The sequence below is a fragment of the Citrobacter sp. RHBSTW-01044 genome (assembly GCF_013781945.1).
GTDB classification, from domain to species: Bacteria; Pseudomonadota; Gammaproteobacteria; order Enterobacterales; family Enterobacteriaceae; genus Citrobacter; species Citrobacter braakii.
Genome location: NZ_CP056180.1, coordinates 2958621 through 2973809 on the forward strand (window position 1 = coordinate 2958621; position 15189 = coordinate 2973809).

Annotated in this window: 16 protein-coding genes; 2 read left to right on the plus strand and 14 right to left on the minus strand. The window is 52.3% G+C overall.

All coding sequences use genetic code 11. The annotated features are described in order from the left end of the window. Nucleotides 1–8 precede the first annotated feature (8 nt). Nucleotides 9–1787, plus strand: a complete 1779-nt coding sequence (locus tag HV352_RS14430; protein WP_181634831.1) for an aminopeptidase P family protein — start codon at nt 9–11, stop codon at nt 1785–1787. A gap of 55 nt (nt 1788–1842) precedes the next feature. Here the strand turns inward: HV352_RS14430 and ptsG are convergent, their stop codons facing one another. The 14 genes from ptsG to yceD all read right to left on the minus strand — a co-directional run bounded on the left by ptsG (nt 1843) and on the right by yceD (nt 14335). Next, a complete protein-coding gene (gene ptsG, locus HV352_RS14435) occupies nt 1843–3276 on the minus strand; it encodes a PTS glucose transporter subunit IIBC (protein WP_016152655.1) in 1434 nt (477 codons plus the stop codon). A 293-nt stretch (nt 3277–3569) separates the two neighbouring features. After that, entirely contained in the window at nt 3570–4367 is a 798-nt protein-coding gene (locus HV352_RS14440; protein ID WP_016152654.1) for a metal-dependent hydrolase, read from the minus strand. Nucleotides 4368–4377: 10 nt separating this feature from the next. Beyond that, nucleotides 4378–5382, minus strand: coding sequence for a DNA polymerase III subunit delta' (gene holB, locus HV352_RS14445; protein ID WP_016152653.1), 1005 nt, complete (start codon nt 5380–5382; stop codon nt 4378–4380). Then, a complete protein-coding gene (gene tmk / locus HV352_RS14450) occupies nt 5379–6020 on the minus strand; it encodes a dTMP kinase (protein ID WP_016156195.1) in 642 nt (213 codons plus the stop codon). Before tmk ends, holB begins: the two co-directional genes overlap by 4 nt. Next, complete coding sequence (gene yceG / locus HV352_RS14455) at nt 6010–7032, minus strand: cell division protein YceG (RefSeq protein ID WP_016156194.1); 1023 nt, start codon at nt 7030–7032, stop codon at nt 6010–6012. The genes tmk and yceG overlap by 11 nt, the downstream gene beginning before the upstream one ends. Next, nucleotides 7029–7844, minus strand: coding sequence for an aminodeoxychorismate lyase (gene pabC, locus HV352_RS14460; protein ID WP_181634832.1), 816 nt, complete (start codon nt 7842–7844; stop codon nt 7029–7031). The genes yceG and pabC overlap by 4 nt, the downstream gene beginning before the upstream one ends. A 135-nt stretch (nt 7845–7979) precedes the next feature. After that, on the minus strand, nt 7980–9221 hold the full coding sequence (gene fabF / locus HV352_RS14465) for a beta-ketoacyl-ACP synthase II (RefSeq protein ID WP_003036260.1): 1242 nt from the start codon (nt 9219–9221) through the stop codon (nt 7980–7982). An 85-nt stretch (nt 9222–9306) separates the two neighbouring features. After that, nucleotides 9307–9543 carry an acyl carrier protein gene (gene acpP, locus HV352_RS14470; RefSeq protein WP_000103754.1) on the minus strand — a complete coding sequence of 79 codons (237 nt, stop codon included), beginning with the start codon at nt 9541–9543 and terminating at the stop codon, nt 9307–9309. A gap of 155 nt (nt 9544–9698) precedes the next feature. After that, nucleotides 9699–10433: a 3-oxoacyl-ACP reductase FabG gene (fabG, locus tag HV352_RS14475; protein ID WP_016152641.1), complete on the minus strand. Its 735-nt coding sequence runs from the start codon at nt 10431–10433 to the stop codon at nt 9699–9701. Nucleotides 10434–10445: 12 nt separating this feature from the next. Beyond that, on the minus strand, nt 10446–11375 hold the full coding sequence (fabD, locus tag HV352_RS14480) for an ACP S-malonyltransferase (RefSeq protein WP_131405806.1): 930 nt from the start codon (nt 11373–11375) through the stop codon (nt 10446–10448). A 15-nt stretch (nt 11376–11390) separates the two neighbouring features. Continuing rightward, nucleotides 11391–12344 carry a beta-ketoacyl-ACP synthase III gene (gene fabH / locus HV352_RS14485; RefSeq protein WP_016152639.1) on the minus strand — a complete coding sequence of 318 codons (954 nt, stop codon included), beginning with the start codon at nt 12342–12344 and terminating at the stop codon, nt 11391–11393. A gap of 77 nt (nt 12345–12421) precedes the next feature. After that, a complete protein-coding gene (gene plsX, locus HV352_RS14490) occupies nt 12422–13501 on the minus strand; it encodes a phosphate acyltransferase PlsX (protein ID WP_071601761.1) in 1080 nt (359 codons plus the stop codon). A 122-nt stretch (nt 13502–13623) separates the two neighbouring features. Beyond that, nucleotides 13624–13797 (minus strand): 50S ribosomal protein L32, encoded by a 174-nt coding sequence (gene rpmF / locus HV352_RS14495; protein WP_003036242.1) that lies wholly within the window; start codon nt 13795–13797, stop codon nt 13624–13626. 16 nt (nt 13798–13813) lie between these two features. Beyond that, nucleotides 13814–14335 (minus strand): 23S rRNA accumulation protein YceD, encoded by a 522-nt coding sequence (gene yceD / locus HV352_RS14500; RefSeq protein WP_003036239.1) that lies wholly within the window; start codon nt 14333–14335, stop codon nt 13814–13816. Between the two features lie 197 nt (nt 14336–14532). Here yceD and HV352_RS14505 point away from each other — a divergent pair, with 197 nt between their 5' ends. Next, on the plus strand, nt 14533–15117 hold the full coding sequence (locus HV352_RS14505) for a nucleoside triphosphate pyrophosphatase (RefSeq protein WP_016152637.1): 585 nt from the start codon (nt 14533–14535) through the stop codon (nt 15115–15117). Nucleotides 15118–15189 lie beyond the last annotated feature (72 nt).

The window sequence follows — 15189 nt, forward strand, 5'->3', positions numbered from 1 at the left end:
AGGTAACTATGCACAACTCAACTCCTCTTTCCGCTCTGCGCAACCTGCTGTTAGCGCAAGGGCTGGATGGCATGATTGTTCCGCGCGCCGACGCTCACCAAAGCGAAGATTGTACACCGCATGACAATAAGCTGGCCTGGCTGACCGGTTTTAGCGGCTCCGCTGGTCTCGCGTTGGTCCTGCGCGACCGCGCATTAATGTTTGTCGATGGACGCTATCAGGTCCAGGTGCGCAATGAAGTCTCGCTGGATGATTTTGAAATTCACCATTTACATGACGAACCGCTGGCCGATTATTTGCAGTCTCACGTTGCTGCCGGCGCGCGTATCGGCTTTGAACCGTTGCTGATGGTCAACAGCCAGTTTGAAGCACTGTCGGCGACCCATTGCGAGCTGGTATCTCTTGAGCAAGATCCTTTCGACCAGGTATGGCTTGACCGCCCGGCTGCACCCTGCGGCATCATTCGTGAAATGCCCATTGAAATCAGCGGGGAAAGCAGCACACAAAAACGAACCCGCGTCGTGGATCTGCTCACGCAACAACAGGCCGACGTTCTGGCGATCACGTTGCCGGATAACATTGCCTGGCTGCTGAATGTGCGCGGTTCCGATCTGCCAATGGTGCCAGTGCCGTTTTCGTTCGCCCTGCTCCATCGCAGCGGCGAGCTGGAATGGTTTGTGGATAGCAACAAAACACAGCAGCTCCCTGCTGCACTGCTGAATACGCTCACGCTGGCCCCACAAGAGAGTTTTCTTGCCCGCTGCCAGCAGTTGGCCAAAGGGAAACGCTTTTTGGTCGATAAAGACTACGCCCCGGTCGCGCTGCGTTTTGCCATTATAGAACACGGTGGCGAAGTCTTATGGGCACCCGATCCCATCACCTTGATGAAAGCGCACAAGAATGACGTTGAACTGGCGGGCTATCGGGAATGCCATGAACAAGATGGCGCGGCCTGGGTTAACTTTCTGGCATGGCTTACGCATGAAGTTCCCTTGCGCGAAGCGGCAGGCAATCCGGTCACTGAGCTGGAAGCGCAGGCCAGGCAACTGGAATTTCGCCAGCAGCAGCCGGGATTTATCGAGCAAAGCTTCAACACGATTTCGGCCTCAGCCAGCAATGCCGCAATGTGCCATTACCATTCCAGCGAAAAAACCAATACGCCCATTACCTCTCAGGCCATGTATCTGAATGATTCCGGCGGCCAGTACCATAATGGTACAACGGATACAACTCGCACCCTCGCGTTTGGTCCACAGGATCCGCAGCGTCGTCTGCATTACACCGCTGTGTTGAAAGGCTTTTTGTCGCTTATCTCGCTGCAATTTCCCAGCGGCACTCAGGGTCATCAACTGGATGCCTTTAGCCGTCGGGCGCTGTGGGATCTGGGTCTGGATTTTGATCACGGTACGGGACACGGCGTAGGCCATCAGCTCCTGATCCATGAGCAGCCCCATCGCATTGCCAAAAAAGTAAACCCCTGGCCTCTGGTTGCGGGCAATATCATTACCATCGAGCCGGGTTATTATCTGGCCGGAGAATATGGGATCCGTATTGAGAATCAGGTGGAGATTATCAACAGTCGTCCTGGCTTCTGTCGCTTCTCAACGCTGACGCTGGTGCCGATTGATTTAAGTCTGGTTGAACTGCATCTGCTAAGTGAGGCAGAAAAACAGTGGATTGATGATTACCACCAGCAGGTCAGAGAGACGTTATCCCCACGCGTGAACGCAGAGGCTCGTCCGTGGTTGTTTGCCGCCACTGCGCCGATTCGCGTTCAGGCCAATTAATGCATTAAAAAAGGCAGCCCGCAGGCTGCCTTAATTCTCCCCAACTTTTTACTGCTTAGCTGTGACGGATGTACTCATCCATTTCAGTTTTCAGGTTATCGGACTTAGTACCGAAGATAGCCTGAACACCGGAACCCGCCACTACAACGCCCGCTGCACCCAGTTTCTTCAGGCCAGCCTGATCCACTTTGGCAACGTCAGCGACGCTGACACGCAGACGAGTGATGCACGCATCGAGGTTAGTGATGTTTTCTTTACCGCCGAATGCCGCAACCAGGGCCGGAGCCATTTCGCCGGACGCACCCGCTTTGGTGTCTTCGGTAGCATCTTCACGACCCGGAGTTTTCAGGTCCAGCGCTTTGATCAGCACACGGAAGATGGTGTAGTAAACAATCGCATAACCGATACCGACAATCGGGAACAGCCACAGTTTGCTGCTGTTACCGGACAGAACGATAAAGTCGATCAGACCGTGGGAGAACGACGTACCGTCACGCATACCCAACAGGATACAGATCGGGAATGCCAGACCAGCCAGAATTGCGTGGATGATGTACAGGATCGGTGCCACGAACATGAACGAGAACTCGATCGGTTCGGTAATACCGGTCAGGAACGAGGTCAGCGCCGCGGAGATCATGATACCGCCCACTTTCGCGCGGTTTTCTGGTTTAGCAGAGTGCCAGATAGCGATAGCGGCAGCCGGCAGACCGTACATTTTGAACAGGAAGCCACCAGACAGTTTGCCCGCAGTCGGGTCACCCGCCATATAGCGAGGGATATCGCCGTGGAATACCTGGCCCGCAGCGTTGGTGTATTCACCGATCTGCATCTGGAATGGAACGTTCCAGATATGGTGCAGACCAAACGGCACCAGGCAGCGTTCAATGAAGCCATAGATACCGAACGCTACGACCGGGTTCTGGTATGCAGCCCACTGGGAAAACGTCTGAATAGCAGTCCCGATCGGCGGCCAAATGAAGGACAGAACCACACCGGTGAAGATAGCGGCCAGACCAGAAATGATAGGAACGAAGCGCTTACCCGCAAAGAAGCCAAGATACTCAGGCAATTTGATACGGTAGAAACGGTTGAACATATACGCTGCAATCGCACCGGAGATAATCCCCCCGAGAACACCCGTATCAGCAAGGTGTTTAGCTGCGATCTCTTCAGCAGGTAAATGCAGAACCAGCGGCGCAACAACAGCCATGGTCTTAACCATAATGCCGTAGGCAACAACGGATGCCAGTGCAGATACGCCGTCGTTATTGGTGAAGCCTAACGCGACACCGATGGCAAAAATCAGCGGCATGTTTGCAAAAACAGAACCGCCTGCTTCTGCCATTACGTGCGATACAACGGCTGGCAGCCAGCTGAAGTTAGCGGAACCGACACCCAGCAGGATACCTGCAATCGGGAGTACGGATACCGGCAGCATCAGCGATTTACCGACCTTTTGCAGGTTAGCAAATGCATTCTTAAACATAATTGAGAGTGCTCCTGAGTATTTGTGCTTTTCTACGTTCTCACGCATTAGCGAGGGGGGAGAACCTCGCCGTGTACAGGGCATCTAAGTACCCTTTATTTATTACACAGAGTAAAATAATTCAGTTTGTTTTTGTTTGACGGCTATCACAATTCAGTCGTGGATGGCCGTAAAATCCGCACATTCCGATAAAATGCGTTTCTGAATGTGTCAAACCGGTTATTCACCGCCCATTTTGAGGCGGTGAACTTTACTCGCTTTGCTTATTAATTACGAGCTTTAAAAAAAGTCAGTTAACGAACGGATTGCAGGCGAGAAGCGTCGATGTGAAACAGGCGGGCAAAGTTATCAGTGGTTGCCTGCGCCAGTTCTTCAACGGCAACACCTTTCACTACGGCCATATACTCCGCAACGTCACGGGTCATGGCGGGCTGGTTCTCTTTTCCACGATGCGGTACAGGCGCAAGGTAGGGAGAATCCGTCTCAACCAGCAACCGATCCAGAGGAACATAGCGGGCGGCATCACGGAGCTGATCTGCGTTACGGAACGTGACGATGCCGGAAAACGAGATATAAAATCCGAGGTCCAGCAATTTGCCCGCCGTTTCTCTGTCTTCTGTAAAACAGTGTAGTACGCCACCACAATCCGTCACTTTTTCTTCGCGCAGAATAGACAGCGTATCGGCTCGCGCATCGCGGGTATGCACGATAACTGGCTTTTGTAACTCACGGCCAATCTGAATATGATGGATAAAAGATTCCTGCTGGCGCACCTTTGTTTCCGGCGTATAGAAATAGTCCAGCCCAGTTTCCCCCATCGCCACAACGCCCTCTTCAGCGGCAAAACGGCGCAAGTCTTCAACATCATAGACTTCATCCTGATTTAACGGATGCACGCCGCAGGAGAACACCACATTGTCACGTTCACCGACCAGTTCACGCATACTGCGGTATCCTGGCAGAGTGGTCGCGACGGCAAGACAGAATTTCACATCGCGTGCGGCAGCTTTCGCCAGCACGTCATCCACGTCCTTATGCAGAGATTGATAATCCAGGCCATCAAGATGGCAGTGTGAGTCGACTAAAAACATAATGTCTCTCTCAAAGATGGGGAACAGGCAGTACGGTGCCTGGTTGCAGGTAATGCTCAATACGCAGGATAAGATCGGTTAACACCAGTTCACGGTTTACGCCTGTTACGTTCAGCAACTGCTGACGGCAATGACAAACGTCACCGAGTATCGCCTGTATCCGGGCGACGGATAACCGTTCTGCGATAGAAGATATCAGGTCCAGCGCATCAGGATTGGTTAAATGGGAAACCCCATACGGACGCTTCAAGGCATCCGTCAACAACGTTGCCAGCCAGTGTAAACGGGCGGCGGCCTGATCGTGGTTTAACGCCGCGAGCAGGATATACCAGTCACCTGCGTTTAATGTGTTTGCCAGTGCCGCACAAAAATCTGTGCGATGCGCCCAGCTTTCAGCCTGTAACAACGAGAGTGCCGCACCAGGCGAACCCGCGCTCAGGCGTAATGCGCTCAACAGCGCTTCTGGAGATGCGGTCACTTCGCGGGCGAGCCAGGAGATTGCGTACGACTCAGCCGGCGGCGCAAGATGGTGTAACCGGCAGCGGCTGCGCAATGTCGCCAGCAATCGCGCAGGCTCTGTGCTGGCGAGGAAAAACCAGGTTTGTGCTGGCGGTTCTTCCAGCGTTTTTAGCAGAGCATTGGCAGCAGCATCAGTTAACTGGGCAGCATCAGGGATCCACACCACTTTCGCACCGCCAAGGCGTGAATGCTCGTACAGTTTTTCACTCACTTCACGTACCGCATCAACCCCCAGCGTGCTTTTGCCTTTTTCCGGCAGCAGCGAATAGTAGTCAGGATGCGTCCCCGCCTGCATCAGCTGACAGCCCCGGCAGTGTCCGCAGCTTTTATGCCCTTCCGGCTGCTGGCACATTAAATAGCGACTGAGCGCGTAAATCAGCGCGTCGTCACCCATTCCGGGTAATGCCTGAATCAGTAACGCATGGTGACCACGACCCGCCTGGTAGCTGGCTACCAGTTTTTCAAAATCTGGCCGTAACCATGGGTACCATTTCATGCGCCCTGCTCCTGCACCCACTGGGTGATGGTATTGCGGATATCAGCCATCACAGCTTCCAGCGGCTGCGTAGCGTCGATGGTACGAATGCTGGCATCTTTGGCAGCCAGTTCAAGATAGCGCGCGCGGGTGCGATTAAAGAAATCGAAAGATTCCTGCTCAATACGATCCAGCTCGCCGCGCGCACGGGCACGCTTCAATCCGACTTCTGGAGTCACGTCCAGATAGAGCGTCAGGTCCGGGCGAAAATCACCGAGCACAGCATCGCGCAGGGTTGCCAGCATGTTTTGATCGATGCCGCGTCCGCCCCCCTGATACGCCTGGGTCGACAAATCGTGACGGTCGCCAATTACCCATGCGCCTTTTGCCAGCGCAGGTTTAATAACGGTTTCGACCAGCTGTACGCGCGCGGCGTAAAACATCAGAACTTCAGCTTTGTCAGTGATGACCTCGTCACCCACCGACTTAATGTCCAGCACCAGACTTCTTAGTTTCTCCGCGAGCTGAGTTCCCCCCGGTTCGCGGGTAAAAACCATGTCACGAATACCGAGTTGCTCAAGTGTCTCTACCACCACGTTACGCGCAGTGGTTTTTCCGGCGCCTTCCAGGCCCTCGATGACGATATAGTTACTGCCCATTTTTTTCCTTAAGCACTTTCAGGTAATCCTGCACGGACCGGTTGTGGCTGGCAAGATTGGTGTTAAACGTGTGACCGCCTTTACCGTCAGCCACGAAATAGAGGTACGGCGTTTTTGCCGGATGCGCCGCGGCCTGCAATGAGGCCTCTCCCGGCATGGCAATCGGGCCAGGCGGCAACCCCGTAATGGTATAGGTGTTATAGGCGGTCGGGGTATCTAAATCCACACGCGACAGCTTGCCATTATACCGTGACCCCATCCCGTAAATCACCGTCGGATCGGTCTGTAAACGCATGCCAATCCGTAAGCGGTTAATAAAGACGGAAGCCACCTGGTCACGCTCGCTGGCAACCGCAGTCTCTTTTTCGATAATAGAGGCCATGGTTACCAGCTGATTTTTGTCCTGATAAGGCAGGCCTTCAGCGCGCCCTTCCCAGACCGAGTCTACCGCTTTAACCATTTTCTGATGTGCGCGTTTTAGTAACGCCACGTCAGTTGTATTGGCGGTATACATCCAGGTATCTGGCCAGAACCAGCCTTCCACCCATTGCGGGTTTTCCAGCTTCAGCGCCTGTGCAACGGTCTCGTAATTATCATCGCTCAGCGTATGTTTGATGTACGGGGCGTCACGCAGCTGTTTGAGGTAGTCGCTCAGACGCATCCCTTCAACCAGACGTAACGGGAACTGCGCCTCTTTACCGCTTTCCAGCAGTTGCAACATGTCCCGTACCGTCATGTCGGGCGTAAAACGGTAGGTTCCGGCTTTAAAATGCGACAGTTCGGGTTCCACACGCAGCAGCCACTGGAATACACGCGGACGATTGATAACGTTGTCCGCATACAACTGTTCACCGAGAACCAGACGGCCCGTACCCGCTTTCAGCGTAAAAATCGTCTCTTCTTTAATCAATAACTTACTGTCCGCCAGATGGCGAACTTTCCACATTCCCACTCCCGCAGCTATGCCCAGCACAACCAGCAATAACAGGACAACAAGTAACAGTTTTTTCATGACGAATTCGGGTGCTCACAAAGTGGGGCTAAAAAATCGAACAACATACGTGCAGACAGCAGCGTGTCGCCACAGGTGCGTACGGGAATAACAGGCATTAACGCATTACAGACGACGATTTCATCGGCCTGCATAACCTCTTCCAACCCGGCATACACTTCGACAATGCTGAACGACGATTGTGCCAGCATCCGGATACAGAATTGTCGCATAATGCCGTTCACTCCGGCCTGATCCAGCCGGGGAGTGTAAACCACATCCCCCTTACGCCAGAACAAATTAGCCGCACAGCATTCCGTAACCCATCCCTCACTGTCAAGAACCAGTGCTTCATCAGCTGCCGTCTGCTCAAGATGAGAGCGAATCAACACCTGTTCCAGTCTATTCAGGTGCTTAAGTCCGGCAAGCAACGGATTACGCCCCAGACGCACTGGACTTAACGCCAGCGTTATCCCCTCCAGTCGCCAACGATCGTAATGATCGGGCCAGGCTGAAACAGAGAGAATACGTGTGGCACTGCGACAGTTTGCGCCGCTGTAACCACGGCCACCGCTACCACGGCTGATAATCACTTTTAACACGCCCCGCGCATGCCCTTGCGCCAGCATTTTCATTTCACTTTGCAGCTCTGACCAATCTTCGAAAGAGATCAGCAATTTTTGGCAGGCGTCTTGTAAACGCGCAAGATGCGCTGCAAAGAGGCAAATTTCGCCGTCAATAATACGCGCAGTGGTAAAACAGCCATCACCGAATTGGGTCGCTCGATCGCTTGCGGCCAGCATATTCTGCTCGCAGCCATTAATTAAGAACATGGTGGCTCCTTATTTCTGGTCCGCTAGTTTGGCAGGATGAACAACACAGGACAAGGGTGGAAAACCGAATAAAAAAAGGCCCGACAAGCGGACCTTTTTAAATTGCTATCGATGCTAACGCACCACCTGGCAGACTTAAATCTTTTTAAAGATCAACGAACCGTTAGTCCCGCCAAAGCCGAAGGAGTTACACAGTGCGTACTCCAGACCACTAACCTGACGCGCTTCGTGAGGTACGAAGTCCAGGTCACAACCTTCATCCGGGTTATCCAGGTTGATGGTTGGCGGAATAGCCTGATCGCGCAGCGCCAGGATAGAGAAAATAGACTCTACCGCGCCCGCCGCACCCAACAGGTGTCCGGTCATGGATTTAGTGGAGCTTACCATCACACGGCTTGCCGCATCGCCAAAGACAGATTTCACTGCCTGGGTTTCGGCTTTATCGCCAGCAGGAGTAGACGTGCCATGCGCGTTGACATAGCCGATCTGACCCGCTTCGATAGCCGCATCGCGTAGTGCGTTGACCATTGCCAGCGCAGCGCCCGCACCGTTTTCAGGTGGTGACGTCATGTGGTAAGCATCGCTGCTCATGCCAAAACCAACGACTTCAGCATAGATTTTTGCACCGCGCGCTTTCGCATGCTCGTACTCTTCCAGTACCACCATGCCTGCACCGTCGCCCAGCACAAAGCCATCACGTTCTTTATCCCACGGACGGCTTGCCGCTTGCGGGTTATCATTACGTGTAGACAGCGCACGTGCCGCGCCAAAACCACCCACACCCAGCGGGGTACTGGCTTTTTCTGCACCACCCGCAACCATCGCGTCTGCATCGCCGTATGCAATGATACGTGCTGCATGACCAATGTTATGCACACCTGAAGTACAGGCGGTCGCAATGGAGATGCTTGGCCCTTGCAGGCCGTACATGATGGTCAGGTGACCTGCCACCATGTTAACAATCGTCGACGGAACGAAGAACGGGCTGATCTTACGTGGACCGCCATTCACCAAAGAGGTGTGGTTTTCTTCGATCAATCCGAGACCGCCAATACCAGAGCCGATAGCGGCGCCAATACGGTGAGCGTTCTCTTCCGTAATTTCGAGACCAGAATCCTGCATGGCCTGAACGCCAGCGACAATTCCATATTGAATGAAAGCATCCATCTTACGCTGTTCTTTGCGCGAGATAATGTCTTCACAGTTAAAATCCTTTACTAAGCCAGCAAATTTCGTTGCATAGGCGCTAGTATCGAAATGGTCGATCAGGCTGATGCCACTCTGACCGGCAAGGAGAGCTTTCCAGGTAGACTCTACGGTATTGCCGACAGGAGACAACATGCCCAGTCCGGTCACAACTACACGACGCTTAGACACGGTTGTCCTCCAGGGAGGGAAAATAATTCAAGTGGGATAAAAAGATAAAACTCAGGCGGTCGAATGACCGCCTGGAGATGTTCACTTACGCCTGGTGGCCGTTGATGTAATCAATGGCAGCCTGAACGGTAGTGATTTTCTCAGCTTCTTCGTCCGGAATCTCAGTATCAAACTCTTCTTCCAGAGCCATTACCAGCTCAACGGTGTCAAGAGAATCTGCGCCCAGGTCTTCAACGAAGGAAGCATTGTTGGTTACTTCTTCCTGCTTAACGCCCAGCTGTTCGCCGATAATTTTCTTAACGCGTTCTTCGATAGTGCTCATACTCTTAAATTTCCTATCAAAACTCGCTTTCGCGATGGTTTTCGTAGTGTATAAAATGTTGAAAAATTTGCAACTAAATCCCGGCAGGTCTTACCACGATTTTACGTTATTTTGAGGGCATTCACCCTAATAACGCAAATTTTTTTATCTCGTGGTTAAACCATGTACATCCCGCCGTTGACGTGCAAAGTCTCACCAGTGATGTAACTTGCTTCGTCAGAAGCTAAAAATGCAACCGCACTGGCGATTTCCTGAGCGCCGCCAAGGCGACCCGCAGGAACCTGCGCCAGAATACCCGCACGCTGATCATCAGACAGCGCACGCGTCATGTCCGTTTCAATAAAGCCCGGAGCAACAACGTTTACAGTAATGCCACGAGACGCAACTTCGCGCGCCAGTGATTTACTGAAGCCGATCAGACCCGCTTTCGCCGCAGCGTAGTTAGCCTGACCCGCATTTCCCATGGTACCAACCACAGAACCGATAGTGATAATACGCCCATGACGCTTTTTCATCATAGCTCGCATTACCGCTTTTGACAGACGGAAAACAGATGACAGGTTGGTTTCGATGATATCGTTCCACTCGTCATCTTTCATGCGCATTAACAGGTTATCACGAGTAATCCCGGCATTATTGACCAGGATATCGACTTCACCAAATTCTGCGCGAATATTTCCCAGAACAGATTCGATAGATGCCGGATCGGTCACATTCAACATCAGACCTTTACCATTTGCACCTAAGTAATCGCTAATGGCCTGCGCACCGCTTTCGCTGGTTGCAGTACCGATAACTTTCGCGCCACGGGCAACGAGTGTTTCAGCAATTGCGCGGCCAATGCCACGGCTTGCACCGGTAACCAGCGCGACTTTTCCTTCAAAACTCATGGTCTTCCTCTTTTATTGCTCTAGCGCCGCAGAAAATGCCGCCGGCTCATTCAGTGCCGAAGCAGTCAGGGTGTCAACAATACGTTTCGTCAAACCGGTCAGAACTTTGCCCGGACCAACTTCATACAGGTGCTCTACGCCCTGGGACGCCATAAATTCAACGGTTTTAGTCCATTGAACCGGGCTGTACAGCTGGCGAACCAGCGCATCGCGAATAGCGTCTGCATCTGTCTCGCACTTCACGTCGACGTTGTTCACAACCGGAACAGTCGGCGCGTTAAAAGTGATTTTTTGCAGTTCAACAGCCAGTTTCTCAGCAGCAGGCTTCATCAGCGCGCAGTGAGAAGGAACGCTGACCGGCAGTGGCAGAGCACGCTTAGCGCCAGCCGCTTTACAGGCTACGCCGGCACGTTCTACGGCTTCTTTGTGCCCGGCAATAACCACCTGACCTGGTGAGTTAAAGTTTACCGGTGAAACCACCTGGCCTTCGGCAGACTCTTCACACGCTTTAGCGATAGCAGCGTCGTCCAGACCGATAATAGCAGACATGCCGCCAGTGCCTTCCGGTACCGCTTCCTGCATGAATTTGCCACGCAGTTCAACCAGACGTACGGCATCGGCAAAACCGATAACACCCGCACATACCAGCGCAGAGTATTCGCCCAGGCTGTGACCAGCCATCAGCGCAGGTGTTTTACCACCCTGCTGCTGCCATACGCGATAAAGCGCAACAGAGGCAGTCAACAGTGCTGGCTGCGTCTGCCAGGTTTTATTCAGCTCTTCGGCCGGTCCCTGCTGAGTCAACGCCCACAGATCATAGCCCAGCGCAGCTGATGCTTCAGCAAAAGTTTCTTCAACAATTGGGTAGTTTGCTGCCATTTCAGACAACATCCCAACGGTCTGGGAACCCTGCCCCGGGAACACAAATGCAAATTGCGTCATGTTTAAATCCTTATACTAGAAACGAATCAGCGCAGAGCCCCAGGTGAATCCACCCCCAAAGGCTTCAAGCAATATCAACTGCCCAGCTTTAATACGCCCGTCGCGGACGGCTTCGTCCAGCGCGCACGGTACGGAGGCCGCGGAGGTATTGCCATGTCTGTCGAGCGTCACGACAACATTATCCATCGACATACCCAGCTTTTTCGCGGTTGCGCTAATAATGCGGAGGTTTGCCTGATGCGGTACCAGCCAGTCCAGTGCAGAACGATCGAGATTATTTGCTTCCAGCGTTTCATCAACGATATGTGCAAGCTCGGTCACCGCGACTTTAAATACTTCGTTACCCGCCATCGTCAGGTGGATCGGGTTTTCCGGGTTCACGCGATCGGCATTAGGCAGCGTCAACAGTTCGCCATAGCGACCATCAGCGTGCAGATGCGTAGAAAGAATGCCGGGCTCTTCTGATGCGCTCAGTACAACCGCACCTGCGCCATCACCGAAAATAATGATCGTCCCGCGATCGGTTGGATCACAGGTACGAGCGAGGACATCTGAGCCAACCACCAGAGCATGCTTCACTGCGCCAGACTTAACGTACTGGTCGGCAACGCTCAGGGCGTAGGTGAAACCGGCACAAGCGGCTGCAACGTCAAACGCCGGACAGCCTTTGATCCCCAGCATACTTTGGATCTGGCATGCCGCACTTGGAAATGCGTGTGTGGATGATGTGGTGGCAACCACAATCAGGCCAATTTGTTCTTTGTCGATGCCCGCCATTTCAATTGCACGGTTTGCGGCGGCAAAGCCCATCGTCGCAACTGTTTCATTTGGCGCTGCAATATGGCGTTCACGGATACCTGTGCGAGTGACGATCCACTCATCAGATGTCTCAACCATTTTTTCCAAATCGGCGTTAGTACGCACTTGTTCAGGCAGATAGCTGCCAGTACCAATAATCTTCGTATACATGTACGCTCAGTCACTTTTTGGTTATATACCGCCACGAGCAAATCGCTGATACGTTGGCAGCATTCACAAACGCACCGTTATCTGTGTGCTCGCGAGTTTGCGTTTTCGCCACCGTCCAGCAGTTCGAATCCAGCTGGGTATACAGATTCCAGGCGAGCGGCAATTCGCTGAGGAACTTGTCGCTGCACCGCCTGCACTGCCTGTTCAATCGCGACTTCAAATGCTCGCTGATTGGCCGCACCATGACTCTTAATCACCGTGCCGCGCAATCCTAACAGACAGGCGCCATTATACTGGTCGGGGTTGAGGTGACTAAATCGCCTTGTCAGGCTTTTTTGTAACCAACGTTTTAATAACAGCAGCCACCACGACCGTTTTTTGCCCTCACCCTGAGACTTCAGCAGTGAAAGGAACATTCTGACAACACCTTCCATCGTCTTTAATGTGACATTACCTGTAAAGCCGTCACAGACCAACACATCAGTTTTGCCAGTCAGTAACTCATTGGCTTCAAGATAGCCGATATAATTGATAGAAGGGATTGTTTTTAGCACTGCAGAAGCATCCCGAATACTGTCGAGACCCTTGGTTTCTTCTTCACCGATATTGAGCAACGCAACACGGGGATTGGCAATTCCAACCACCTCTTCTGCCAGCACGGAACCCATGACGGCAAATTGCACCAACATCGTGCTATCACAATCCACGTTGGCGCCCAAATCCAGCACCACCGTTTTGCCCTTTTGCTGATGGGGTAAAACCGTCACCAGCGCAGGACGCTCAATCCCCTCAAGGGGTTTGAGCAATAACTTCGCAAGACCCATTAGCGCACCTGTATTACCGGCGCTCACACAGGCTTCCGCTCGTCCTTCTTTCACGAGCTCCAGGGCAACACGCATTGAGCTTCCACGACTGGCGCGAATAGCTTGCGAGGGCCGGGCATCACTGGCAATAACTGACTGAGCAGGGATAATCTGCAGACGTGAACGTTGTTCGAAGTCAGCTTTGGCAAGTAATGGCGTGATTGTATCGGGATCCCCGACTAAAAGAAGTGTGAGTTGCGAATTAGAATTCAGTGCCTGCAATGCTGCAGGCACTGTCACGGTAGGGCCAAAATCACCCCCCATGACATCTAACGCCAGGGTTAGACGTGTCAAGGTATCGTCGCTGCCCGGTTAGGTGTTTCCCCAGTTACCTGGGGAAAGCCTCACTAAGCTTCATCACGCGTGTACTCTTTGTCTTTCTCACCGTAGCGGGAAAGCCATTGAGTCATGCGTGATTACTTAGCGATTACCTTACGGCCACGGTAAAAACCGTCGGCAGTGATGTGGTGACGCAGGTGTTGTTCACCAGAAGTTTTGTCTACAGACAGGCTGGTGACTGCGGTCAGAGCGTCATGAGAACGACGCATGCCACGTTTGGAACGGGTTGGTTTATTCTGTTGTACGGCCATGGACCTTACTCCTCAATTACTTACGCTTTAAGCTGGCTAATACGGCAAATGGGTTTGGTTTTTGCGCTTCATCAGGCAATTCGCCAAAGACCATGTCCGCCTCGGACACTTCACAGTGTTCAGAATCATGCACCGGAACTACCGGCAAGGAGAGGATAATCTCATCTTCAACCATTGCAAGCAGATCGATTTCACCGAATTCGTTAACCTCAATCGGCTCATACGCTTCCGGGAGTGCTTCAGCCTGCTCGTCAGAACGGACAGGACTAAAACAATATGTTGTGTGAACATGAAGTGGGAACGGTTTCCCGCAACGCTGACATTCGAGCGTAACCGACACTTTTGCATCACCGGTTATGACGGCAAGGCGCTGGTTATCGATAGCGAACGACATGGAGCATTCCACATCACTGTCCACACTGACTACAGAATCGGCGACACGCTCAACCAGATCAGAAGTATAGATACCTTCATAATCGAGGCGTTTCTGAGCCGTACGAACCGGATCAAGAGTCAGGGGTAATTTTACCTTTTGCATAGGGCGCGCATATTAACTTTGTAACGTCATATAGTCAAAGAAAAAGGCAGCCTATGGTTGCCTTTTGCCAATAATTCGCACACATTGCGGGTCATCGACTTAAAATCGCTCAACACAAGCCATTACAGCCAGCTTGTAGGACGAAGTCCATAGTTTAAAATGGCTCTCATCAATACGCTATATGCGAGGGAAAAAATATGCCTCAACTTATTCTTGCTTCTACCTCTCCCTGGCGTCGCGCTTTACTAGAAAAACTGGCAATCCCGTTCGAATGCGCAGCACCAGAGGTTGATGAAACGCCGTTACCGGGCGAAGCCCCCCGGCACTTAGTCTTGCGACTGGCGCAGAAAAAAGCGCAATCTCTCGCCCACCGTTATCCATCGCACCTTATTATTGGTTCCGATCAAATTTGTGTTCTCGATGGTGAAATAACTGGCAAACCGTTAACAGAAGAAAATGCACGCCAGCAGTTACTCAAAGCCCGTGGCAATATTGTGACGTTTTATACCGGACTGGCGCTGTATAATTCTGCGACCGGACATTTACAAACTGAAGTTGAACCGTTCGACGTCCATTTTCGTCACTTAAGCGAAACGGAAATTGAAGATTACGTGCGCAAAGAGCGCCCGCTGCATTGTGCCGGTAGTTTTAAAAGCGAAGGATTGGGCATTGCACTTTTTGAGCGTCTGGAAGGCCGCGACCCAAATACTTTAATCGGTTTGCCGCTAATCGCACTGTGTCAAATGCTGCGACGAGAAGATATGAACCCGCTAAAAGCCTGACGGGTTGACGGTTGTACAGGCCTAATTCTGTAGGCCTGATAGGCACAGCGCCTTCAGGCCTACAGGTAATGC

Bases quoted from the DNA above. Each gene is read 5' to 3' on its own strand.
- HV352_RS14430 (WP_181634831.1), top strand. From the start codon at position 9: ATGCACAACTCAACTCCTCTTTCCGCTCTGCGCAACCTGCTGTTAGCG.
- ptsG (WP_016152655.1), bottom strand. From the start codon at position 3,276: ATGTTTAAGAATGCATTTGCTAACCTGCAAAAGGTCGGTAAATCGCTG.
- HV352_RS14440 (WP_016152654.1), bottom strand. From the start codon at position 4,367: ATGTTTTTAGTCGACTCACACTGCCATCTTGATGGCCTGGATTATCAA.
- holB (WP_016152653.1), bottom strand. From the start codon at position 5,382: ATGAAATGGTACCCATGGTTACGGCCAGATTTTGAAAAACTGGTAGCC.
- tmk (WP_016156195.1), bottom strand. From the start codon at position 6,020: ATGGGCAGTAACTATATCGTCATCGAGGGCCTGGAAGGCGCCGGAAAA.
- yceG (WP_016156194.1), bottom strand. From the start codon at position 7,032: ATGAAAAAACTGTTACTTGTTGTCCTGTTATTGCTGGTTGTGCTGGGC.
- pabC (WP_181634832.1), bottom strand. From the start codon at position 7,844: ATGTTCTTAATTAATGGCTGCGAGCAGAATATGCTGGCCGCAAGCGAT.
- acpP (WP_000103754.1), bottom strand. From the start codon at position 9,543: ATGAGCACTATCGAAGAACGCGTTAAGAAAATTATCGGCGAACAGCTG.
- fabG (WP_016152641.1), bottom strand. From the start codon at position 10,433: ATGAGTTTTGAAGGAAAAGTCGCGCTGGTTACCGGTGCAAGCCGTGGC.
- fabD (WP_131405806.1), bottom strand. From the start codon at position 11,375: ATGACGCAATTTGCATTTGTGTTCCCGGGGCAGGGTTCCCAGACCGTT.
- fabH (WP_016152639.1), bottom strand. From the start codon at position 12,344: ATGTATACGAAGATTATTGGTACTGGCAGCTATCTGCCTGAACAAGTG.
- rpmF (WP_003036242.1), bottom strand. From the start codon at position 13,797: ATGGCCGTACAACAGAATAAACCAACCCGTTCCAAACGTGGCATGCGT.
- yceD (WP_003036239.1), bottom strand. From the start codon at position 14,335: ATGCAAAAGGTAAAATTACCCCTGACTCTTGATCCGGTTCGTACGGCT.
- HV352_RS14505 (WP_016152637.1), top strand. From the start codon at position 14,533: ATGCCTCAACTTATTCTTGCTTCTACCTCTCCCTGGCGTCGCGCTTTA.